Origin of the sequence: Streptomyces sp. NBC_00704 (assembly GCF_036226605.1) — a bacterium.
GTDB lineage: Bacteria > Actinomycetota > Actinomycetes > Streptomycetales > Streptomycetaceae > Streptomyces.
Genome location: NZ_CP109000.1, coordinates 5,726,693 through 5,748,535, shown reverse-complemented (window position 1 = coordinate 5,748,535; position 21,843 = coordinate 5,726,693). Strand labels below are relative to the sequence as shown.

At 69.9% G+C, this 21,843-nt stretch carries 14 protein-coding genes, 1 pseudogene and 2 riboswitches; of the genes and pseudogenes, 4 read left to right on the top strand and 11 right to left on the bottom strand.

The genetic code is table 11. The annotated features are described in order from the left end of the window. Positions 1-5: 5 nt before the first annotated feature. From OG802_RS25075 to OG802_RS25035, 9 genes are all read right to left on the bottom strand, one after another. Positions 6-1,397: a M1 family metallopeptidase gene (locus OG802_RS25075; protein WP_329413849.1), complete on the bottom strand. Its 1,392-nt coding sequence runs from the start codon at positions 1,395-1,397 to the stop codon at positions 6-8. Positions 1,398-1,493: 96 nt separating this feature from the next. Continuing rightward, entirely contained in the window at positions 1,494-2,969 is a 1,476-nt protein-coding gene (locus tag OG802_RS25070) for an ABC transporter ATP-binding protein (protein WP_443055322.1), read from the bottom strand. Continuing rightward, positions 2,966-4,063, bottom strand: a complete 1,098-nt coding sequence (locus OG802_RS25065) for an ABC transporter ATP-binding protein (protein ID WP_329413848.1) — start codon at positions 4,061-4,063, stop codon at positions 2,966-2,968. Before OG802_RS25065 ends, OG802_RS25070 begins: the two co-directional genes overlap by 4 nt. Continuing rightward, on the bottom strand, positions 4,060-5,058 hold the full coding sequence (locus OG802_RS25060; protein ID WP_329413845.1) for an ABC transporter permease: 999 nt from the start codon (positions 5,056-5,058) through the stop codon (positions 4,060-4,062). The genes OG802_RS25065 and OG802_RS25060 overlap by 4 nt, the downstream gene beginning before the upstream one ends. A 110-nt stretch (positions 5,059-5,168) precedes the next feature. Beyond that, positions 5,169-6,965: an ABC transporter substrate-binding protein gene (locus OG802_RS25055; RefSeq protein WP_329413843.1), complete on the bottom strand. Its 1,797-nt coding sequence runs from the start codon at positions 6,963-6,965 to the stop codon at positions 5,169-5,171. A gap of 119 nt (positions 6,966-7,084) precedes the next feature. Then, positions 7,085-8,092 carry an ABC transporter permease gene (locus OG802_RS25050; protein ID WP_329413840.1) on the bottom strand — a complete coding sequence of 336 codons (1,008 nt, stop codon included), beginning with the start codon at positions 8,090-8,092 and terminating at the stop codon, positions 7,085-7,087. A 314-nt stretch (positions 8,093-8,406) separates the two neighbouring features. Further along, positions 8,407-9,201, bottom strand: a complete 795-nt coding sequence (locus OG802_RS25045; RefSeq protein ID WP_329413839.1) for an enhanced serine sensitivity protein SseB C-terminal domain-containing protein — start codon at positions 9,199-9,201, stop codon at positions 8,407-8,409. Between the two features lie 310 nt (positions 9,202-9,511). Then, the gene (locus OG802_RS25040) at positions 9,512-10,303 is read right to left on the bottom strand and encodes an enhanced serine sensitivity protein SseB (RefSeq protein WP_329413837.1); all 792 of its coding nucleotides are present in this window, start codon (positions 10,301-10,303) and stop codon (positions 9,512-9,514) included. A gap of 71 nt (positions 10,304-10,374) precedes the next feature. Beyond that, positions 10,375-11,067, bottom strand: coding sequence for an AAA family ATPase (locus tag OG802_RS25035; RefSeq protein WP_329417381.1), 693 nt, complete (start codon positions 11,065-11,067; stop codon positions 10,375-10,377). Positions 11,068-11,239: 172 nt separating this feature from the next. Beyond that, a riboswitch (glycine riboswitch) is annotated at positions 11,240-11,339 on the top strand. After that, positions 11,340-11,445, top strand: a riboswitch (glycine riboswitch). A gap of 73 nt (positions 11,446-11,518) precedes the next feature. On the opposite strand from OG802_RS25035, the gene gcvT reads away from it, so the two are divergent. From gcvT to OG802_RS25015, 4 genes are all read left to right on the top strand, one after another. Then, the gene (gene gcvT, locus OG802_RS25030) at positions 11,519-12,646 is read left to right on the top strand and encodes a glycine cleavage system aminomethyltransferase GcvT (RefSeq protein WP_329413834.1); all 1,128 of its coding nucleotides are present in this window, start codon (positions 11,519-11,521) and stop codon (positions 12,644-12,646) included. A gap of 130 nt (positions 12,647-12,776) precedes the next feature. After that, positions 12,777-13,154 carry a glycine cleavage system protein GcvH gene (gene gcvH, locus OG802_RS25025; protein WP_329413832.1) on the top strand — a complete coding sequence of 126 codons (378 nt, stop codon included), beginning with the start codon at positions 12,777-12,779 and terminating at the stop codon, positions 13,152-13,154. Between the two features lie 14 nt (positions 13,155-13,168). Next, positions 13,169-14,449, top strand: a complete 1,281-nt coding sequence (gene glyA, locus OG802_RS25020) for a serine hydroxymethyltransferase (RefSeq protein ID WP_329413830.1) — start codon at positions 13,169-13,171, stop codon at positions 14,447-14,449. A 56-nt stretch (positions 14,450-14,505) separates the two neighbouring features. Further along, a complete protein-coding gene (locus tag OG802_RS25015) occupies positions 14,506-15,873 on the top strand; it encodes an L-serine ammonia-lyase (RefSeq protein WP_329413828.1) in 1,368 nt (455 codons plus the stop codon). A gap of 315 nt (positions 15,874-16,188) precedes the next feature. Here the strand turns inward: OG802_RS25015 and OG802_RS25010 are convergent. Beyond that, positions 16,189-16,308, bottom strand: a pseudogene (locus OG802_RS25010) (hypothetical protein); the annotation flags it as partial. Positions 16,309-16,425: 117 nt separating this feature from the next. Further along, positions 16,426-21,840: a methylation-associated defense system ATP-binding protein MAD8 gene (gene mads8 / locus OG802_RS25005; RefSeq protein ID WP_443055456.1), complete on the bottom strand. Its 5,415-nt coding sequence runs from the start codon at positions 21,838-21,840 to the stop codon at positions 16,426-16,428. Positions 21,841-21,843 lie beyond the last annotated feature (3 nt).

Genomic DNA, 21,843 nt, shown 5'->3' with positions numbered 1-21,843 from the left:
CGACCTCACAGGGACGGTTTTCCCGGCGTGAAGAGCCAGGTCCGGAAGAGGTCGTCGAGCTGGCGTCCGGAGACCTTCTCGGCGAGGCGGATGAAGTCGTCGGTGTCCGCGTTGCCGTAGCGGTGCAGCCGGGTCCAGGCGGGCAGCAGCCGGAAGAAGGCCCGGTCGCCGATCCGCTCGCGCAGGACCTGTAGCGCCATCGCCCCGCGCTGGTAGACGGCGGAGGCGAACATGGTGTCGCGCTGGGGGTCGCCGACGACCGTCTGCCAGAAGGCGTTGCCGGCGGGGCGGGCGTCGTAGCCGGCCAGGAAGGAGTCGTGCGCCGAGCGGACGCCCTGGTGCTCGGCCCACAGCCACTGGGCGTAGGTGGCGAACCCCTCGTTGAGCCAGATGTCCTTCCAGTGGGCCACCGACACGGAGTCGCCGAACCACTGGTGAGCCAGCTCGTGCACGATCGTGGACTCGTCGCGGACGGCCGAGTAGGCCGGCTTGGACTGCACCTCCAGGGAGAAGCCCGCCTGCGGCATGTCGTCGACGATCGCGCCGGTCTCCTCGAAGGGGTACGGGCCGAAGACCCGCGACCAGTAGTCGGTGGCCGCGGCGGTGACGGCGTACACGTCGACGGCGTTGCCGTCCGCGAGCACCGGGTCGATCGCGACGTAGATCGGTATGCCGCCGGGCGTCCTCCCGGTCCGCACGTCGAACTTCCCGATGGTGGCGGTCGCGAGGTAGCTGGCCATGGGCTTCGTCTCGCGCCAGTGCGTGTACGTCGAGGCGCCCTTGTCGTACGTCGAGACGAGCCGGCCGTTGGAGACCGCGGTCAGGCCGCGGGGCGCCTTGACGCGGATGTCGTAGGCGGCCTTGTCCGAGGGGTGGTCGCTGGACGGGAACCAGGTCGAGGCGGCGTTGGGCTCGCAGGCCACGAAGACGCCGTCGGCCGTCTTCATCCACCCGTAGGAGGAGCCGAAGACGATGGGGCCGCCGAGGGGTTCGGGGACGCCGCCGTAGGTCACGGCCACCTCGAAGGTCCGCCCCTTGCGGATCGCTGCGCGCGGGACGATGCGGATCTCGTCGCCGACGCGGGTGAACCGCGCCTTTCTGCCGTCCACTTCGACCCGGGATACCTCGAGTTTCTGCAGGTCCAGATCGAAGGACGACAGGCTCTGGGTGGCCCGGGCGGTGATCGTCGTCCGCCCGTCGAGGCGGTCGGTGTCGGGGTCGTAGGCGAGGGAGAGGTCGTAGTGGCGGGCGTCGAAGCCGCCGTTGCCGAGCCGCGGGAAGTAGGCGTCGCCGATTCCGTCGGAGCCCGGGGTGGGGGCGGAGGAGGCGGCGATGACGAGGAGGGAGGCCGCCGCTGTCGCGAGGGCCCCCCGACGTGCCGAACGGGAGAGTGCCATGAGTCGTCCCTTCGAGCGCGTGCCGTGGTACCGGACGCGGACGACTCTGCACTCTCCCGTTAAGGCATGTACATGACTTTACTAACTCGTCATGCCCTACTTGTCGGTTGACTCCTGGCGCCCCTCGGACTCCCCGGACTCCCCGGACTCCCCGGACTCCTCGGACCCTTCGGTCCCGGCGGCCTCGGTCGCAGCTGCCGGCTCGGCCTTCGCGAGCTTGCCGGGCTCGGCGACGACGGCCGGCTCGGGGGCCGCCGCCTCGGCGGGCTCGGGAGCCTCCTCCGTGGCCTCGGTGGCCTCGGTGGCCTTGGTGACCTCAGCGGTCTTCGGAGCCTCGGCGTCCTTCGCGGCCTCCGCGGTCTTCGCGGTCTTCGGAGCCTCCGCGGCCTCGGCCGCCAGCGCCGCCGACGTCTCCGCCGACTCCGCCAGCACCTCGTCGGCCACCAGCTCCGCCGCCTCCTTCGCGGCGGTCAGCAGAACGGTGTCCTGCGGAGCCTGGTCCTCGAAGTTCTCCGGGTGGTGGCAGGCGACCTGCTGACCGGTCCGCAGCTCGACGAGCTTCGGCTCGGTGGTCTTGCAGATCTCCGTCGCCTTCCAGCACCGGGTGTGGAACCGGCAGCCGCTCGGCGGGGAGATCGGCGAGGGCACGTCGCCCTTGAGCAGGATCCGCTCGCTCTTGGCGTTCTTGCGCCGCGGGTCCGGGATCGGCACCGCCGACATCAGCGCCTTGGTGTACGGGTGCATCGGCGACTTGTAGAGCAGGTCGCGGTCGGCCAGCTCCACGATCTTGCCGAGGTACATCACCGCGATGCGGTCCGAGACGTGCCGGACGACCGAGAGGTCGTGCGCGATGATCACGTACGTGAGGCCCAGCTCCTGCTGGAGGTCGTCGAGCAGGTTGACGACCTGGGCCTGGATCGACACGTCCAGGGCCGAGACCGGCTCGTCGGCCACGACCAGCTTCGGGTTCAGCGCGAGCGCGCGGGCGATGCCGATGCGCTGGCGCTGACCGCCGGAGAACTCGTGCGGGTAGCGGTTGTAGTGCTCGGGGTTGAGCCCCACGACCGACAGGAGCCGCTGCACTTCCTTCTTGATGCCGCCCTCGGGCTCGACGCCCTGGAGCTTGAAGGGAGCGCCGACGATCGTGCCGATGGTGTGCCGGGGGTTCAGCGACGAGTACGGGTCCTGGAAGATCATCTGTACGTCGCGGCGCAGCGGACGCATGCCGCTGACGCCGAGGTGCGTGATGTCCTTGCCCTCGAACTCGACCGTGCCGCCGGTCGGTTCGAGCAGCCGGGTGATCAGCCGGCCCATGGTGGACTTGCCGCAGCCGGACTCGCCCACGACGCCGAGCGTCTCACCGGAGCGGACCTCGAAGTCGATGCCGTCGACCGCGTGCACCGCCCCGACCTGCCGCTGGAGCAGGCCCTTCTTGATGGGGAAGTGCTTCTGCAGCCCGGTCACCTTGAGCAGGACCTCGCCGGGGGCGGCGTCCTTGGTGAGGGTGGCTCCCGGCTCGGTCCGGCCGTCGGCCTGCGCGGGGATCGTCACCGCTTTCTCTTCGTCGCTCACAGCTTCGGCGCAATCTCTTCGGTCCAGATACGCTCCCGCTGCTCCTGGCCCAGGTGGCAGGCGGCCCAGTGCCGGCTCCCGACCTCGGACAGCTCGGGCCGGACGGTGCGGGTGACGTTGTCCTTGGGCAGATCCGCGTACGGGCAGCGCGGGTTGAAGGCGCAGCCGGACGGGATGTTGATCAGCGAGGGCGGCGAGCCCTTGACCGGGATCAGCCGCTCCTGCTGGTCGCGGTCCAGACGCGGCATCGAGCCGAGCAGACCCCAGGTGTAGGGGTGCCGGGGCTCGTAGAACACCTTGTCGGCCGGGCCCCGCTCGACGCAGCGGCCGCCGTACATCACCAGGATGTCGTCGGCGAGTTCGGCGACGACGCCCAGGTCGTGGGTGATGACGATGACCGCGGAGCCGAACTCCTTCTGCAGGTCGCGGATGAGGTCGAGGATCTGCGCCTGGACGGTCACGTCCAGGGCGGTCGTCGGCTCGTCCGCGATGAGCAGTTCGGGGTTGTTGACCAGCGACATCGCGATCATCGCGCGCTGGCGCATACCGCCGGAGAACTCGTGCGGGTAGCTCTCCACCCGCTTGTCCGGCTGCGGGATGCCCACCCGGTCGAGCATCTCGACCGCACGGCGCTTGGCGGTCTTCTTGTCGACGTCGTGGTGGATGCGGTACGCCTCCACGATCTGCTGGCCGATCGTGTAGTACGGGTGCAGCGCGGACAGCGGATCCTGGAAGATCATCGCCATCTCGCGGCCCCGCAGCTTGCGCACGTGGTCGGGGTCGGCGGACAGCAGCTCGGTGCCGTCCAGCCAGATCTCGCCGGAGATCTGCGCCTTGCGCTTGCCGTACTGGCCGGCGGTGTGCAGGCCCATGATGCCCAGCGAGGTCACCGACTTGCCGGAGCCGGACTCGCCCACGATGCCGAGGGTCTTGCCCTTCTCCAGCTGGAAGCTGAGTCCGTCGACGGACTTGACCAGGCCGTCGTCGGTGGGGAAGTGCACCTTGAGGTCGCGCACTTCGAGGAAGGCGGTCGGCGCGGGCGAAGCGGGGGAGGGCTCGCCCACGGCCGCTCCGCTCTTGCTGAGTTCGGTCATGCCAGCCTCACTCGGGGGTCGATCACGGCGTACATAATGTCCACCACGAGGTTGGCGACGAGCACCGCCAGAGAAGTGATCAGGGTGACGCCCAGGATGATGGGCAGGTCCTGGTTCTTGATGGCGTTGAGCACCGCCTGGCCGAGGCCGGGCAGGTTGAACGCCGTCTCGGTCAGGATCGCACCGCCGATGAGGGCGCCGAGGTCCATGCCGAGCATGGTCAGCAGCGGGGTCATCGTGGAGCGCATGGCGTGCTTGCCGATGACGGTGTGTTCCTTGAGGCCCTTGGCGCGGGCCGTGCGGATGTAGTCCTCGCCGAGGATCTCCAGCATGGTGGCCCGGGTGATGCGGGCGTACATCGCCGCGTACAGGAACGCGAGGGTGACCCAGGGCAGGATCATGCCGCCGAACCAGCCGGTGAAACTCTCGTCCAGGGGGACGAACTGCCCGTCGAACAGGTCGAGTCCGTACACGAAGATCGACAGGGCGACCATGCCGGTGAAGTAGATCGGCAGGGAGACGCCCGAGAGCGCGATGACCATCGCGCCGCGGTCCCACATGCTGCCCCGCTTGAGCGCGGAGAGCACACCCGCCGAGACGCCGAAGATCAGCCACAGCACGGCGGCGCCGAGCGCGAGCGCCAGCGTCACCGGGAAGCGGTCGGTCAGCACCGGCCAGACGGCCTGCTCGCTGCGGAAGGAGTAGCCGAAGCACGGGGCGGCGCAGTGGATGGAGTCGCCACCGCCCGTGTAGGTGCGACCGGCGAAGATGCCCTTGAAGAACTCCCAGACCTGGGCGTAGATCGGGTCGCCCAGGCCCAGCTTCTCGCGCACACCCTCGACGGCGGCAGGGTCGGCCTGCTTGCCCACGAAGCTCAAGGCGATGTCTACGCCAGCCCACTTGGGGATGAGGAAGAAGATGCCGAAGACCACCATGACGATGACCACGAGCATCACTACGGCGGCGAACAGCCGCCTGATGAGGTAAGCGAGCACAGCTCTCGGCCCGCCGCGGACCGCGGGCCACCGGATTGTGTCCAGTGACCCGCGGGTCCGCCGCGCCGGCCTTCACCTGCCTTTCGTGCCGTTCGGCGGGTGTGCCGGGACTACTTCTTCGGGTTCTTCAGACCGAGGTTCACGAAGTCGTACTGACCGCTGTAACCGTCGGTGGTGTAGACGTTCGCCAGGTTGTCCGAGCGCCAGTTGATGAACCGCTCGAAGACGAAGGGCAGGTAGTACGCGCCCTCCATCACCTTGTGGTTGATCTCCGTGGCGATCTTGGTCTTGCCGGCGTCGTCCAGCGTGGTGACGTACGACGAGAACAGACCGTCGATCGTCTTGTCGTTGATCAGCGCGTAGTTGTTGTTACCGCTCTGCGCGATGTACTTGCTGTTCCACAGCGGCAGACCGAAGCCCTGGACGGACGGGAAGTCCGGACCCCAGCCCATGATGATGATGCCGTAGCCCTTCTTCTTCACGTTCGAAGGGCTGCCGATGATGCCGGCGGTCTGCGAGCCGTCGTACTGGTCGATCTCGGCGGTGATGCCGATCTTCGCCAGCGACGCCTGGAGCGACTGGGCGGTGGCCACCTCGACCGGCTTGTTGTTGCGCACCGCGATGGTGGTCTTGAAGCCGTTCGGCTGACCGCAGGCCTTCAGGGCCGCCTTGGCCTCGGCCGCGTTGCCGTTCTTGTTGTCGCCCGCGAGCTTGTACGGGTCGTACTTCTGGCCCTCGGCGCCCGGGACGGACGGCGGGAGCATGTTGGTGCCGATGTCGCCGCCGGCGACCGGGCCGCCGCGGGCGGTCTGGAGCGACACGTGGTCGGCGCCGAGGATGACGGCCTTGCGGCACTCGATGTTGTCGAACGGCTTCACGCTCTGCGGGAAGACCGCGTAGCGGACGTAGCCGGAGACCGGGTTGTCCAGGTTGGCCTTGTGCTGCTTCAGGGCGGTGGTGCGGCCCTGCGGCGACATGCCGGTCTGGTTCAGGTCGAGGTCCAGGTCACCGCTGAGCAGACGCTGGTCGAGCTGGTTGGCGTCCGAGAAGAACTTGATGGTGATCTCGTCCGGGTAGGCCTTGCGGACCGGGTCCGAGGCCTGCTTCCAGCTGGTGTTGCGGACCAGCTTGAGGTCCTTGCCGGGGGCGTACGAGGCGAACTTGTACGGGCCCGAGGAGAACGGCTTCAGGCCGTACTTGGACTTGGTGTCCATGTCCTGGCGGACCGGCGACGCCGACACCAGGGCCAGCATCTCCTCGAAGTCCGAGTTGGCCTCGGGCAGGTGGAAGACGATGGTCTTGTCGTCGGGCGTGTCGATCGCCTTCAGACCCAGCTTGTCGGCCGACGTGTCCTTGTAGGGGCCCTTGTAGGCGCCCTTGGGGTCGAGGACGTCCTTCAGGTACGTCGGACCGCCGGACAGCACGTCCTGCGCCCACACGCGCTCGATGCCGTACTTCACGTCCTTGGACGTGACCGGCTTGCCGTCCTCCCAGGTGACGCCGTCACGCAGGGTGTACGTGTAGGTCTTGCCGTCGTCCGTGACCTTCGCGGTCGCGGTGGCGAGGTCCGGAGTGATCTCGGCGCCCGCGGCGCCCGGCTCGGCCTTGTTGGTGACGAGCTGGCGGCTGTAGTAGCGGGCGAAGTTCCACATCATGCCGTAGTAGCCACGCGTGGTGTCCCACGAGTCGGCGTCCTGCGCGGCACCGAACTTCAGCGTGCCGCCCTTCTTGGCGGCGGAGGCCTGGGCGACCTTGTTGTTCGCGGCGTCGAAGCCGGCGGCGCCGGTCTTCGAGCCCTTGTCGTCGTCTCCGCCACCGCCGCACGCTGCCGTGGTCAGCAGCGCGGCGACCGCGGCAGTAGCGGCGAGCGCCTGCTTCCGCCGCCCTGAGGTGCGTTGGGTAGTCACGATCTCGGATCCTCCGGATAGATGAGAGATATCCCGTGTAAAGACCACGGAACGGTTGGGGCGCCGTGTTCCCGGCGGTTCTGCGGCTCGCTGTGGTCGCGGATCCCCTGCGGGGCGGATCAGCGCGAGGCCTTGGGGTCGAGCGCGTCCCGGATGCCGTCACCGAAGAGGTTGAACGCCAGCACGGTGATGAAGATCGCCAGACCGGGGACCACCATGTACATGGGGTCCGACTCGTAGTAGTCGATCGCGCTCGAGAGCATCTGTCCCCACGAGGCGGTGGGCGGCTTGACGCCGACGCCCAGGAAGCTCAGCGCCGCCTCGGTGAGGATGTTGGTGGGGATCATCATCGTGGTGTAGACGACGATCGGGGCGACCAGGTTGGGCAGCAGCTCCTTGAACAGGATGTACATCCGTCCGGCGCCGAGCGAGCGGGCGGCCTCGACGTACTCGCGCTCGCGCAGCGAGAGCGTCTGGCCGCGCACCACGCGTCCGATGTAGGGCCATCCGAAGAACCCGATGACCAGGATCATCACGAAGACGCGCACGCTCGAACCGGTGAGGCCCAGCATGTGGTTCGGCATGACGGAGACCAGCGCGATGATGAACAGCAGCTGCGGGAACGCGAGCAGACCGTCCATCACCCGGCTGATCAGGGAGTCGACCCAGCCGCCGAAGAAGCCGGCGAGGATGCCCAGCACCGTTCCGAGGATCACGGCCACCACGGCGGACAGGAAGCCGACCAGGAGGGAGATCCGGGCCCCGTAGAGGATGCGGGCGAAGATGTCGCGGCCGTTGACCGGCTCGACGCCGAGCAGGTGGTCGCCGCTCAGGCCGCCCAGGGAACCCGTGGGGGTGCCGAAGAGCGGGTCGATGAGGTTCTCGTGGTACTCGTTCGGGTCCTGCCCGAGGAGGCTCGTGATGACGGGCGCGAGCAGCGCGACCACCACGAGGAGGAGCACCACGATTCCGCCCGTGAGGGCGAGCTTGTCCCGCTTGAGGCGCTCCCAGGCGATCCGGCCCAGGGAACGGCCCTGAACGGCCTTGGCGTCGCTGCTGGCGACCGCCGCTTCCTCGGCCGCACTCGGGGCCGCTTCCGCGGTCGGCTCGTGCAATGGTGCCGTCATCTGGCAGGGACCCCTCTCAACCGGCGGTAGCCGGCCCGCACTTGCCGCTGTAGCGGCGTGATCAGTCCGTAATACGCGGGGGATAAGTCCCCCTGGAGCGGGAGTCTTCAACGCTTTGGCGATCTGTTGCCAGACTTGGCAGTGAATGGATGCGTAAACGTGATGCGGGTAGAGGGGTTCCGTTATCCGGACGGCGGGTAACGCCCCCCGGACAGTGACAAATTCGGGCATATTGGGCGCGTCCACCCCATATCGCTGTTATCTACGCGCGAAGAAGTCCGACTCCTGCCATGGAGTCAGGAGCGGCGAAGGGGTCAGTAACGTCCGGCGGGCGGAAAGCCGTAGCCGCCCGCGGGAGCCTGGGCGGGAGCGGCGGCGTGCGCCTCGCGGTCGTAGAACGGCCGCGCGTTGGCGCGCATCCACATGACGACGGGGTCGTACTCGTCGGTCATGGCGACCGTCGAGACCGGCAGCCCGTCCGGCACCGCCGCGACGGACTGCTGCATCATCGCCCGGACGGCGTCCACGGCCGGCGGGGAGGACTCGTAGACGTCGAGACCGAGGGCCAGGTAGGGCGCGCCCAGCGCGGGCTGCACCCAGGCCCGGCGCAGCGCGCGGACCACCGGGGTGCGGTGGGCGTTCTGCGCGAGCAGGGCGTAGAACTGCGGGATCTCGATGCCGGGCTCGGACAGCCGCAGCGGGCCGGCGGGCTGGCGCTCCAGACCGGTGGCGATGCGGCGCAGGTCCAGCCAGGGGATGCCCATGCCACCGCCGGGGGCGTGCGGGTTCAGCCAGAGGCCGTAGTGGTCGGGGTAGAGCGTGCGGGCCGCGTCCAGCCCGTCGATCACCTCGTACGACCTGTTCCAGCCGCTGGCGCTCAGTTCCTGTGCGGAGGTCACGCAGGGCGCGTAGCCGTGGCCCTCGACCTCCATGTTCCCGTACTGCGCGTCCGGGGAGCCGGCCTGGCCGTGCCACAGCAGCATCCAGACCTGGCCGGAGGAAGGGGTCGCGAGCGCGCGCAGGAGCGCCTCGTAGGCGTCGTAGCGCCCGGGCGTGACCTGGCGCAGCATGTGCTCGACCTGACCGGTCGCGATGCCGCTGGCGCTCACCTGTACCGCCCCTTCTTCCGTGTCGTCCCGCGTCGGAGTCCAGCTTAAGCGTCCAAGGGGTCAGGAGGACCGGCACGTTGGCGGGTGCGGTCCGTTTGTGACCCCGGGCCCCCGCGCGCGAGCCGTAGCGGGCCGCGGCCCCCCGCCCCCGGGCCGCCCCCACGGCCCGTCCGCCCGACCTGGTCCGCGCGGCCCGTCCCCACGGCCTTTCCCCGCGGCCTCGCCGCGGGAACGCCGTCGGCCGCGGCCTCGCGGCCCTCCCCGCCGCCTTGTGGCGGGAACGCCGTCGGCCGCGGCCTCGCGCGATTGGTCAGGGCCGCGTGTAGAAGGGGCGGACCCGTTCCCGCAGCCACTCCCCCACCGGGTCCTGGGCGACGTCCAGCAGCACCAGGTTGACGGGCCAGGGCGACGCCGTCGCGCCCAGCGCCCTGCCGAGGGCCTCCAGCGGCAACGCGCGCAGGTCGCCCTCCCACTGGGAGAGTTCCACACCGACGAACATCACCGGGTCAGCCGTCTCGATCGCGGCCAGGCAGCGGCGGGCGGTGCGGACCACGCCGATGGCCTCGAACTCCGCGGAGGCCGCGGCCAGGAAGTCGACGGGGTCGTCCTGCCAGTCGGGCTCGTAGAGGCGGACCCGGCCGCCGCTCGCCGGGCCGTCCAGCGGGGTGCGGCCCGCCCGACACAGTTCGGCCACGGCCGGCGGCGGCAGCGGGACGCCGACCACGCCGTCGGGGTTGACCAGGATGCCGGCCTGCGGGGGCAGCCCGCGGGCGAACTCCACGGCCGGGGCGACCGTGAACGACATGTGCGCGCCGGCGACCCGGCGCAGCTGCTCCTCGGAGCTGAAGACCGGCACGTACACCTGGCCGTCCAGCTCCAGCGTGGGCAGGTCGAGGGGGCCGCTGTGCGGGCCGCCGCCGCCGGGCAGCGGCACCCATACGAAGCTGCGGCCGAGCACCTCCACGATCCGGGCGCCGGCCTCGGGCACGCCGAGGGAGGCGGAGAGCACCTCCTCCAGCTCGTTGCCGGGCCATCCGCCGTGCGAATGGGGGTGTGCCTGCGCCGGGAATTCCGTCGGGAAGTCCGCCGGTGGGAAGTCCATCTGCCTACCGCCTGCCGAGAACCGCTCTCACTGCTGTGACCGAAAGGCTAACGGGTGCCGGGAGGCCCGGTTCAGCCCGTGAAGCCGATGCGCCGCAGGACGTCGGCCGCGGGCCGGTCGAGCAGGACCGCCGCCCCGCAGCCCGCGGGCAGCCGCCCCTTCTCCACCGCGCGCAGCAGCCGGGCGGCCGCGCGGCGGTGCCGCAGGAAGGCGTAGCGCGAGACGCCCCGGCCGCGCTCGCGCTGGCCCGCCAGCGCCGTGTCCGCGCCGACGTCGAGGACGATCAGGTGGAGCGTGCCGCCGCGGCGGCGGGCCGCGCGGCCCAACCAGCCGCGGACCCAGGCCTGCGCGCCGCAGTCGTGCACGACGACGCCCCCGCCGCCGCGCAGGGCCCGGCGCAGCCCGGCGTAGTGGGAGAGGCGGACGAGGGGGCGGTAGAGGGCGTAGGGCAGGAAGCCGGGCATGCGCGCGTCCCAGCGGTCGCGGGTGTCCTGGGAGTCGACGCGGACGCCGCCCGCCGTCCGCCGCATCAGCGTGGACTTGCCGCTGCCGGGCAGGCCGGTCACCACGACCAGGTCGCGGGGTCCGAAGAGCAGGCCGTGCGGGCTGCGGCCGGCCCGGTCGCGGAGGTCACGGACGACGGGCGCGGGCCGCGCAGCGCGCGCGTCCCGGGCCGTCGGGCCCGGCCGGGCGGGCAGCGCGATCCCCGCGCCGGTGGCCAACGCCGTGGTCGTCGCCGTGCGCGTCGTCCTGTTCACCGTGATCGTCCTCCCCTGGGGTCAGGTGGGCCTCATCCCCGCCAAGCGTAAAGAGAAGGTAATGGGCGGCGTCTCGCGTTTTCATGCGCGTACCGACACAGGCCGGTTACAGATACGGCCCTGCCGTGATCGGGGCGGGCCGTGCGATGATGGCCGCGCCAACTGCATACCGGCCGTTTGAATCCGCGCGGGAGAGTCCTCAGCAGCAGCTTCGCTGGGGCGCCGAAGGAGCAAGTCCCTCCCTTGAATCTCTCAGGCACCGTTACCGCGCGGGCGAGGCACATCTGAAAAGCGGGTCGCCCACGGGCGGCTCCACCCAAGGTGCAAGTCACGATCTTCGCGATCATGGCGAACCTCTCAGGTTCCGATGACAGATGGGGAGGAACGACCTCGCCATCCCCCACGCCCGGATCCGCTCGCGCGGGGGACCCCATTGCCCCTGGGAGACGACCGACCGATGAGCAGTACCGAATCCACGGCCGTGCGCCGCACCGCGCTCGACGCCCTGCATCGCTCGCTCGGCGCGACGATGACCGACTTCGCCGGCTGGGACATGCCCCTGCGCTACGGCTCCGAGCGCGACGAGCACACCGCCGTCCGCACCCGGGCCGGGCTCTTCGACCTCTCGCACATGGGCGAGATCACCGTGAGCGGCCCGCAGGCGGCCGAGCTCCTGAACTTCGCGCTGGTGGGCGACCTCTCGGCCGTGGGCACGGGCCGCGCCCGCTACACCATGATCTGCCGGGCCGACGGCGGCATCCTGGACGACCTGATCGTGTACCGGCTCGCCGAGAGCGAGTACATGGTCGTCGCCAACGCCTCCAACGCCCAGGTCGTGCTGGACGCGCTCGTGGAGCGCTCGGCGGGCTTCGACGCCGAGGTCCGCGACGACCGGGACGCCTACGCGCTGATCGCCGTCCAGGGCCCGCAGTCGCCCGGCATCCTGAAGTCGCTGACCGACGCCGACCTCGACGGCCTGAAGTACTACGCCGGCCTGCCCGGCACGGTCGCCGGCGTCCCCGCCCTCATCGCGCGCACCGGCTACACCGGTGAGGACGGCTTCGAGCTGTTCGTGAAGCCGGAGCACGCCGTCGAACTGTGGCAGGCGCTGACCGAGGCCGGCGAGGGCGCCGGCCTGGTCCCCTGCGGTCTGTCCTGCCGGGACACGCTGCGCCTGGAGGCGGGCATGCCGCTGTACGGGCACGAGCTGAGCACCTCCCTCACCCCGTTCGACGCCGGGCTCGGCCGGGTGGTGAAGTTCCAGAAGGAGGGCGACTTCGTGGGCCGCGAGGCGCTCGCCGCGGCCGCCGCCCGCGCCGAGGAGAAGCCGCCGCGCGTGCTGGTCGGCCTGGTCGCCGAGGGGCGTCGCGTCCCCCGCGCCGGGTACGCGGTCGTCGCCGGCGGCGAGGTGATCGGCGAGGTCACCTCCGGCGCCCCCTCCCCCACCCTCGGCAAGCCGATCGCGATGGCGTACGTCGACGCGGCCCACGCGGCGCCGGGCGCCCCGGGCGTCGGCGTCGACATCCGCGGCGCGCACGAGCCGTACGAGGTCGTGGCGCTGCCGTTCTACCGGCGCCAGAAGTAGACACTGGGCGCGTCCCCGCGCCGCAGCGTGCGACCGGGCCGCGTGAGACTGCGCACATTCTCGCTGCTCACGTGCGTCCGCAGCCGTCCCCCTTCAACAGCACTCCACCGCGTACAGGAGAATTCAGGCCATGAGCAACCCCCAGCAGCTGCGCTACAGCAAGGAGCACGAGTGGCTGTCGGTCGTCGAGGACGGCGTCTCGACGGTCGGCATCACGGAGCACGCGGCCAACGCGCTCGGCGACGTGGTCTTCGTCCAGCTCCCGGAGGTCGGCGACGCGGTGACCGCGGGCGAGTCCTGCGGCGAACTGGAGTCGACGAAGTCGGTCAGCGAGCTGTACGCGCCCGTCTCCGGTGAGATCGCCGAGGTCAACCAGGACGTCGTCGACGACCCGTCGCTGGTGAACTCCGCCCCCTTCGAGGGCGGATGGCTGTTCAAGGTACGCGTGACGGACGAGCCGGGCGACCTGCTCTCCGCCGACGAGTACACCGCCTACACCGCCGGCTGAGGAGTCGCAGACGCATGTCCGTCCTGAACACGCCCCTGCACGAGCTCGACCCGGAGATCGCCGCCGCGGTCGACGCCGAGCTGAACCGCCAGCAGTCCACGCTCGAGATGATCGCCTCGGAGAACTTCGCTCCGCTCGCGGTCATGGAGGCGCAGGGCTCGGTGCTGACCAACAAGTACGCCGAGGGCTACCCGGGCCGCCGCTACTACGGCGGCTGCGAGCACGTGGACGTCGCCGAGCAGATCGCGATCGACCGGATCAGGGAGCTGTTCGGCGCCGAGTACGCCAACGTGCAGCCCCACTCCGGCGCGTCCGCCAACCAGGCCGCCCTGTTCGCGCTGGCCCAGCCCGGCGACACCATCCTCGGGCTCGACCTGGCCCACGGCGGCCACCTGACCCACGGGATGCGGCTGAACTTCTCCGGCAAGCAGTTCGACGTGGTCGCCTACCACGTGGACCCGGTGACCGGCCTGGTCGACATGGCCGAGGTCGAGAAGCTCGCCAGGGAGCACCGCCCGAAGGTGATCATCGCGGGCTGGTCGGCGTACCCGAGGCAGCTGGACTTCGCCGAGTTCCGCCGCATCGCCGACGAGGTCGAGGCGTACCTGTGGGTGGACATGGCGCACTTCGCCGGTCTGGTCGCGGCGGGCCTGCACCCGAACCCGGTCCCGTACGCCGACGTCGTCACCTCCACCACCCACAAGACGCTGGGCGGGCCCCGGGGCGGTGTCATCCTCGCGAAGAAGGCGTTCGCGAAGAAGCTGAACTCGTCCGTCTTCCCGGGCTTCCAGGGCGGCCCCCTGGAGCACGTGATCGCCGCCAAGGCGGTCTCCTTCAAGGTCGCGGCCTCGGAGGACTTCAAGGAGCGCCAGCGCCGTACAGTGGACGGTGCGCGCATCCTCGCCGAGCGCCTGACGGCCGAGGACACGCGCAAGGCCGGTGTGAACGTCCTGTCCGGCGGCACGGACGTCCATCTGATCCTGGTCGACCTGCGCGAGTCGGAGCTCGACGGGCAGCAGGCCGAGGACCGTCTCCACGAGGTCGGCATCACCGTCAACCGCAACGCGGTCCCGAACGACCCCCGGCCGCCGATGGTCACCTCGGGTCTGCGGATCGGCACGCCGGCCCTCGCGACCCGCGGCTTCACCGCCGAGGACTTCGCGGAGGTCGCGGACGTGATCGCGCGGACGCTGACGGCGCCCTCGCCGTTCCCCGAGGCCGACCGCGCGGAGCTGAAGGCGAGGGTCACGGCCCTGGCCGACAGGCACCCGCTGTACCCCGGCCTGAACAAGTAGTTCCACGGCGGGGGCGCCCGACGACGTGCGCCCCCGCCCTTTTTGAAGGAGTACCCGTGGCCATCTCGGTCTTCGACCTGTTCTCGATCGGCATCGGCCCGTCCAGCTCCCACACGGTCGGCCCGATGCGTGCGGCGCGCATGTTCGCGCGGCGGCTGCGCAACGAGGGCCTGCTGGAGTCCACCGCGTCCGTCCGCTGCGAGCTGTACGGCTCACTGGGCGCGACCGGCCACGGCCACGGCACCCCCAAGGCGGTGCTGCTCGGCCTGGAGGGCGCCTCGCCTCGCACCGTCGACGTGGCGGGGGCGGACGACCGGGTGGCGCGGATCAGGGAGTCCTCACGGCTGCGGCTGCTCGGCAGCCACGAGATCCCCTTCTCCTTCGACGACGACCTGGTGCTGCACCGCCGCAAGGCCCTGCCCTACCACGCCAACGGCATGACGGTGTGGGCCCACGACGCCTCGGGCGCGGAACTGCTGTCCAAGACGTACTACTCGGTCGGCGGCGGCTTCGTCGTCGACGAGGACGCGGTCGGCGAGGACCGCATCAAGCTCGACGACACGGTGCTGAAGTACCCCTTCCGCACGGGTGACGAGCTGCTGCGCCTGACCCGTGAGACCGGCCTGTCGATCTCCTCCCTGATGCTGGAGAACGAGCGCGCCTGGCGCACGGAGGACGAGATCCGGGCCGGGCTGCTGGAGATCTGGCGCGTGATGCAGGCCTGTGTGTCCCGGGGCATGTCCCAGGAGGGCATCCTGCCGGGCGGCCTGCGGGTGCGCCGCCGCGCCGCCATGACGGCCCGTCAGCTCCGGGCGGAGGGCGACGCGTTGGCCCACTCCATGGAGTGGATCACGCTGTACGCGATGGCGGTCAACGAGGAGAACGCGGCCGGCGGACGGGTGGTGACGGCCCCGACGAACGGCGCGGCCGGCATCATCCCCGCGGTCCTGCACTACTACATGAACTTCGTTCCCGGCGCGGACGAGGACGGCGTGGTGCGCTTCCTCCTCGCGGCCGGCGCGATCGGCATGCTGTTCAAGGAGAACGCCTCCATCTCCGGCGCCGAGGTCGGCTGCCAGGGCGAGGTCGGCTCCGCCTGCTCGATGGCGGCGGGCGCCCTGGCCGAGGTGCTGGGCGGCTCCCCCGAGCAGGTCGAGAACGCGGCCGAGATCGGCATGGAGCACAACCTCGGCCTCACCTGCGACCCCGTCGGCGGCCTGGTGCAGATCCCCTGCATCGAGCGCAACGGCATGGCCGCGGTGAAGGCCGTCACGGCGGCCCGCATGGCGATGCGCGGCGACGGCTCGCACAAGGTGTCCCTGGACAAGGTCATCAAGACCATGAAGGACACCGGCGCCGACATGAGCGTCAAGTACAAGGAGACGGCGCGCGGCGGGCTGGCCGTGAACATCATCGAGTGCTGAGGGCGTGAGCCCTGACCGGGGCGTTCGCGGGCCTTCAGCGCTGTCTGAGCCTCTCCTGCTTACACGGCGGAAAGCCCCTGGAAACTCCCCGGGACAGGCTTGAAAGGCCATGAAAAAGTCTGTGGGAAATCCCGTGGTAAAGCTCGACCTGGACGAGCTCCCCCGCCATCTCGATGGCCAGCACGGGATCCCAGGGGCTGGCCGCAGGGGGTCCCGCGAGCGGCGTGGACTCGCCCTTACCGAGTGCCGCCCTGTAGTCGGTGGCGTTATCCGCCAGGGGTGGGCAACGTGGCGGGCCACGGCGTCCGTGGTGATATACAGGCCGAACCGATCGAAGTCGGCGCGCCAGTACAGCCCTGCTACCGCGCCCACGGCATCGCCGCGCAGCTTGTGGCAGGCGGTGGACGGGACGCCCTCCGTGCACACGGGGGCCACAGCGATACCTTGGAGTTCACCGGCGGCGAGCAGTACGGCCGGGTTCTCGCAAGCCAGGGCCCCGCCCGACCCCGGTGGCCATGAGGCCCGCCGGCCGAGCGGGAGGGGCGCGCCGTTCTACGTGACCGCCGTCTTCGTCGCGCCTCCGTGTTGGGTGACCCTGGGACGGCACTGGATCCGCACCGCGCCTCGAGTGAATGCCTCGTCCGTGGCTTTGCCGGACCAAACGAAGGCCTCACCCGGCTCGAGCCCCGCCATCTTCTCCGGAGTGAGGCTGGAAAGCGCCGCATTCGCCTTCTGCAAGTGCTTGAGCCACGCCGGGGACGTGAATTTGTGCAGCACCATATGGTTGGACAACTCGATCAGCGAAATGGGCACAGAGGGCGGATCCTGGCTGGCCACCAGGATGGACATTCCCTTGTGGCGCATTTCCCGGACGCTCGCCACAAGACCATCCACGAGATCCGGACTGTGAATGTATTTATGGGCTTCGTCAAAGACGACCAGCTTGTTGAAAGGCTCGCCATCCTGCCGGGCGTCGGCGAAGAGCTGCATCAGGACGACGAACAGGCCGAGTGCCTCGTCCTTGTCGATGTACTCGTCACGCAGGTCCACAATAATCAGTCGTCCTGGCCGGACCAGGTCTTTGAGACGGACGCTGTCGTCGATGTAGTCGGCAGCCAGATCCAGCCGCTGGAAGGCCAGCTGCTTCAGCGAGTCGGAGAGCGACGACTCGTCCACGCCTTGCCGGATAGCCTCCAGAGTGAGGTCGTGGCGGTGGGCTTTCATGATCCGCCCGAGCTGACGGATGTAGATCGCCTGGTTACCGATGGCCCCCATCAGGAACCGCCAGTGCGCTGCCTGAAGCTCCGAAGATGCGAACGCGAGAGGGCGCACCTCCAAGTCCGGATACTCCGCCTTGCGTTCCTCCACCTTGTCGGAGGGGGCCAGCAAGAGGACGTCGGACAGAGCGGCAGGCTCCGCGCCGTAGCGGGCGCGGAGTCCTGCGACCTGTTCCACCTCGCTGTTGGCCCTGGTCATGCTGGTGAACTCCGGCGCGTAGTCCTGGGTGTCGCTGTAGTGGAAGACGATGCTGGCCAGCGGATGGGAGAGTTGGTTGACGCCCGGCGCGGGAAGACTGGCCATCTCCAGGATCGAGCCGAGGGTGTAGCTCTTGCCGCCTCCCTGGACACCGAACAGGCTGATGGTGTGGGTCTCGTTGAGGTCCAGAGCCACCTTTCGTCCCGCGGTCATACCGAGCAGGCCGTACTGTTGCGTCTGGTGAGACGCGCCGAGGAACACGTCCACGTTCGCAAAACCGTCCCCGGCCTCCGCCGTCTGCTCAGCGACACGCGGCTCGGCCCACGCATGCTCGTCCCGCGGCGGATGTGCCGACGCGGACGCCGGGGGCGCCTCCGATGCCGTGTCAAGCCGGGCGGGCTCCTCCGGAGGCCGCTGGGGAAGCTCGTCAACGGCTACGCGTCGGGCGTCCTCCGGAGCCGGCGACGACTGCGGCTCCGGCTCCGGCTCCGGCTCCGGCTCCGGCTCCGGCTCCGGGGCGTAGTCGACCACGGCCTGTAGGGGGGCGGGCTCGTCGGGTACTTCACGGGTCCGCTCCTGGGGACCCAGACTCCGCGCGGCCTGACCGTGCTCGATACCGAGATCGGCGATCGAGAGCTGCTTCGGCGAGCTGTGTACCTGGCCGCCGAGGTATTCGGTCTCGATGGCCTCCAGCAGCCGCTTCACCCCGTCCTTCCCGACCCGGTGGAAAGTGACACCGCCGTCGGTCTCGACGTCAGTACCTGCCTGGCCCAGATCGAAGATCAGCCCTGTCCTGGCGAACTCCAGCGAGTAGCCGTGATCGAGGTGGTCCAGCAGCCAGTGCGCTTCGGCATACCCCTTGTCGTCGAAGAGTCCGTACCGGTTCGCGCGGGCGAGGTAGTAGCCCAGCAGGGAGCGCAGGGTGAGGTTCTGCAACGGGCGGTCGGTGCGCTCGACTGCGGGGTCGAACTGCGCGGCCAGCACTCGCTGGCTTCCTTCGACCTGCTGAGCGATCTGCTTCTTCTTCGTCTCGTACGCCCCGAGACCACCCGCCCCGGTGAAGCATTTCACCTCGACCAGCCTGCACACTACTGTCCTGCGTGCCGCGTCGAGGTCGAACAGCGCCAGGTCGGTCCGGTGCAGCCGGACCATCGCGTCACCGGCTGCGGCGCGACGACGGTCTTCGCCGTACAGATCGGTGTGCGCGTCGAGCGGGATCAGGATCTGGTTCCCCAGAGCGCCCTGGCATCCGAGGTACAGGCGCGCCAGGGCCAGGCCGAGGACTTCGCTGTGGCTGCTCTCACCGAGGGCGGCGAGTTTGAAGGCGAAACTGCCGGACAACTCCCGCAACTGGTCGAAGAAGGTCGCCACATGGCGCTCCTCGATGTCCAGGTTCCGGTCCGCCAGGACAGGGCCGATCAGGGCACGCAGCTCGTCGACCGAGCGGGAGGAGACCACGATGTGGTGTCCCATACCGGTCTGAGACGTGGCCGAGTAGTCGATGACGTATTCGGGCCGGTCGGCACGGCCGTGGTCGAAGTACTCGACGCCGAGGGTCCGGTCCACGGTGACGACCCAGTCACTGGCGTGGTGAACGTCGTGCAGCAGTGCCCGGTCGTCGGGCGACAGCCGCAGGGTGATCTGCGGCAGGTACCCGGGGCGCGGCTCGCCGGACGTAGCGGCGACAACGGCGGCCGAGAGCGCCTGAGGAAGTGCCGCCAGCAGATCACCGGTCTCCTCGGCCCCCTCCAGCGGGTCGGTAGCGCCGTGACGCGGCTGACGGCTCCATGCCACGTACTCCTCTTCCTCGGCGTAGGAGCTGGAGAGTTCCTGGACGAGGCCGTGGGCGGCGACACGGCCCGTGGTGGTGACACCAGGCGCAATGTCGTACTGCTCCCCGCCGAACGGATCGAACAGGATGCTGAGGTGAGCCGGGAACTCCCCGGCGCGCCGGCGCAGGTCGGCCGCGTGACGTACGACGACGGCGAGTTTGGGCCGGAGCGGGTCGCCCGGCGTGGCAAATGCCTCGGCGGCTACGGACCGGGGCCCTGACCCGGGCGAGAACAGGTCGGTCAGTGCTTCGCCGACCCAGGGCTCGGTCGGGCTGTCCGAGAACAGCCTGATGGTGAAACGCAGGTGGGCCAGGTGCTTGCGGCTTTGCAGTTCGGTCAGCATCGCGGCGAGCAGGTCCCCGCGGCCGGCTCCCAGAGCGTTGATGACGAGGCTGTCGACGTACGGATGGAGCCTGACATAGCGTTCGATCCGGTCGGCGAGGTCACCACCCGTCACCATGCCGGAGGCCGCCGCGTCGTCAGCGGCGCCGACCGACGCGGCGAGCAGGGACACCGTCCCGCGTGGGTCGGCGGTCTCGCTCGGCAGACACACCTGCCAGTAGTCGGTGAGCTGCCCGCCCGCGAAGGTCAGTTCGCCGGTGGCCAGGGGCACGACCAGGGGGAAGCCCAGCGGCACCAGCGACGTACTCAGGCTGTGCAGGCGCTCCAGGACGGTGGCCCGGTCCTCATCGGCGAGCCGGTCGAGCCAGTGGTCGGCCAGGGCGGCTTGCCCGCTCCACCAGAGCATCCGCAGCGGATGGGTCGGGGCGACGAGGACGACCCGGCGCCGGCCGCCCCGTACATCGGTCAGGTCCACCTGGAGCGTGTCGGTGCGCAGGAGCAGGGCCAGTTCGGCGCGGTCTCGGTCGGCGCCGCCCGAGTGCGCGTTCTCCAGGGAGCGGACGCACCTGTTCACTGCCCTGAGGTACGCCTCGGCGTATGCCTCGGTCTCCTTGCGCACGGTCCGCGGGTCGGTCGCCTCCACAACCAGAGGCGCCGTGTCCTCGGTGTCGTCCCGCACGGCGGCGAACAGCACCGCCCGGGCCTGGAGGTAGTTGTCGAAATCGCTGTCGGGCTCTGCTGTGACGGCGGGCGTCTCGTCGTCACCCAGGAGTGCGACTCCGGTGGCGTCGACCGTGAGGCGGGGCCCTTCGAGAGCGTACGGCCGGGCCAGCATGCGCTCTTCGGCCTCGGCCAGCGGGATGGGCAGGTCGATGGTGACGGAACCGGCCGCGCCGAACGACGCTTTCAGGGGCCGGGTCTTCGCGGTCTTGGCACCCCAGCCGATGTCGCGGCAGGTGACCCGCGAGGGGTCGCGGCCCTCGGCCCGCGCGGTGAAGCGCAGCTTGTTGAGTGCCTGAGCCAGGCCGGGCGCGTGCTGGGACCGACGGACCGGCGGGTCGTCGAACTCGCCCTCGGGGACGACGTAGAAGCGGTCGCTCTCGTGCGGCCGTTGCGTGCCCTCCGCGCCCACGACCGGCATGGGGTCGCCGTTGGTGTCCAGCGGGGTGACCCTGACGAAGTGCCAGCCTTCCTCCCAGTCGGCCTTGCGCCCCTTCTTCAGTTTCACACTCGATTTGTAGAGCGTCTTGGCGGTCCTGGTCACGGACACGGTCGCGGTGAAGCCGGTGGGACTGGCGGTGGTGGTCCCGTTGTCGCCGTCGGTTTCGGACTCGGCATAGATCTGTACGGCGAATCGGGCGAGCCCAGGGATATGACGGGCGTCCGGCTCGACGGTAAAGGCCACGGGCAGCGAACTGAGCCCGCCCGGCAGCAGATACTGCGCCCCGAAGAGCCGTTCCAGGGCAGGGTGGTTGCGCAGATCGTCCTGGTTCTGGCCAGCCTTGGGCAGCACCGAGAGGTCCTGGACCTCGATGCCCACCGTTTCGTCGCCGGGAGCGTTCTCCTGCGGCCACAGGTGGAAGGCGAGCGGCCAGTTCTCCTCGTCGACAGCGATGGCCCTGCACCAGCGCGACGGCTCGTCCAGGCCCGCGTCCGCGGCGAACTCGACCAGACGGCGCACGAACGCCTGGTGCGCCCGGGAGTTCTGGGGCAGGCCGAGGCCAAGGATCCGCTGACGGTCGGTGGCCGCTGATTCCGTGAGCCGTGCCACGCTGCGGCGGTTGCGGTCCGCCTTGCGGGCGACCAGCGTCATGTCGTTGAACAGCTCGAAGTCGGGGATCAGCCCGAGCAGGAAGACCGCCGCTCCCGCCGCCTGGAGATCGAAGTCGTTCTCCCGCAGGGTCAGCAGATAGCGGACGACCGCCTGACCGTTCGCGGCGGGCCAGTCCTCGGCACGGAGCCGTTCCAGGAGTTCGGTGACGGCCGGGCGCAACGCGTCAGGTACCTCGCGCAGGAGCGATGCCTTCAACTGCGTGTGGACGTCACTCAGGGACAGCTGCTCGAAGGTGGCGACGCCGAAGGAGTCCTCCGCGCTGGCACGCATCCCGGGCGGTACGAAGACCAGCAGCGGCGGTCGCAGTGCGCCGTCCTCATCGGGATTGCGCAGCTCCACGAGTTTGGTGCTGGTCACCGCGACGTCCGCGGGCAGGTGCGACTCCGCGTTGCCCAGGACGAACACCTGGGAGTGGGGAACGGTCGTGCGCAGTCCCCGCACCAGCCGTGCGGCGAGTTCGGCGCCGAGGTCACCGAGCCGCATGCA

Excerpts from the sequence above, each read along its gene's own strand:
- glyA (WP_329413830.1), top strand. The coding sequence starts at position 13,169 with ATGTCCGTCCTGAACACGCCCCTGCACGAGCTCGACCCGGAGATCGCC.
- OG802_RS25050 (WP_329413840.1), bottom strand. The coding sequence starts at position 8,092 with ATGACGGCACCATTGCACGAGCCGACCGCGGAAGCGGCCCCGAGTGCG.
- gcvH (WP_329413832.1), top strand. The coding sequence starts at position 12,777 with ATGAGCAACCCCCAGCAGCTGCGCTACAGCAAGGAGCACGAGTGGCTG.
- OG802_RS25040 (WP_329413837.1), bottom strand. The coding sequence starts at position 10,303 with ATGGACTTCCCACCGGCGGACTTCCCGACGGAATTCCCGGCGCAGGCA.
- OG802_RS25075 (WP_329413849.1), bottom strand. The coding sequence starts at position 1,397 with ATGGCACTCTCCCGTTCGGCACGTCGGGGGGCCCTCGCGACAGCGGCG.
- mads8 (WP_443055456.1), bottom strand. The coding sequence starts at position 21,840 with ATGCGGCTCGGTGACCTCGGCGCCGAACTCGCCGCACGGCTGGTGCGG.
- OG802_RS25065 (WP_329413848.1), bottom strand. The coding sequence starts at position 4,063 with ATGACCGAACTCAGCAAGAGCGGAGCGGCCGTGGGCGAGCCCTCCCCC.
- gcvT (WP_329413834.1), top strand. The coding sequence starts at position 11,519 with ATGAGCAGTACCGAATCCACGGCCGTGCGCCGCACCGCGCTCGACGCC.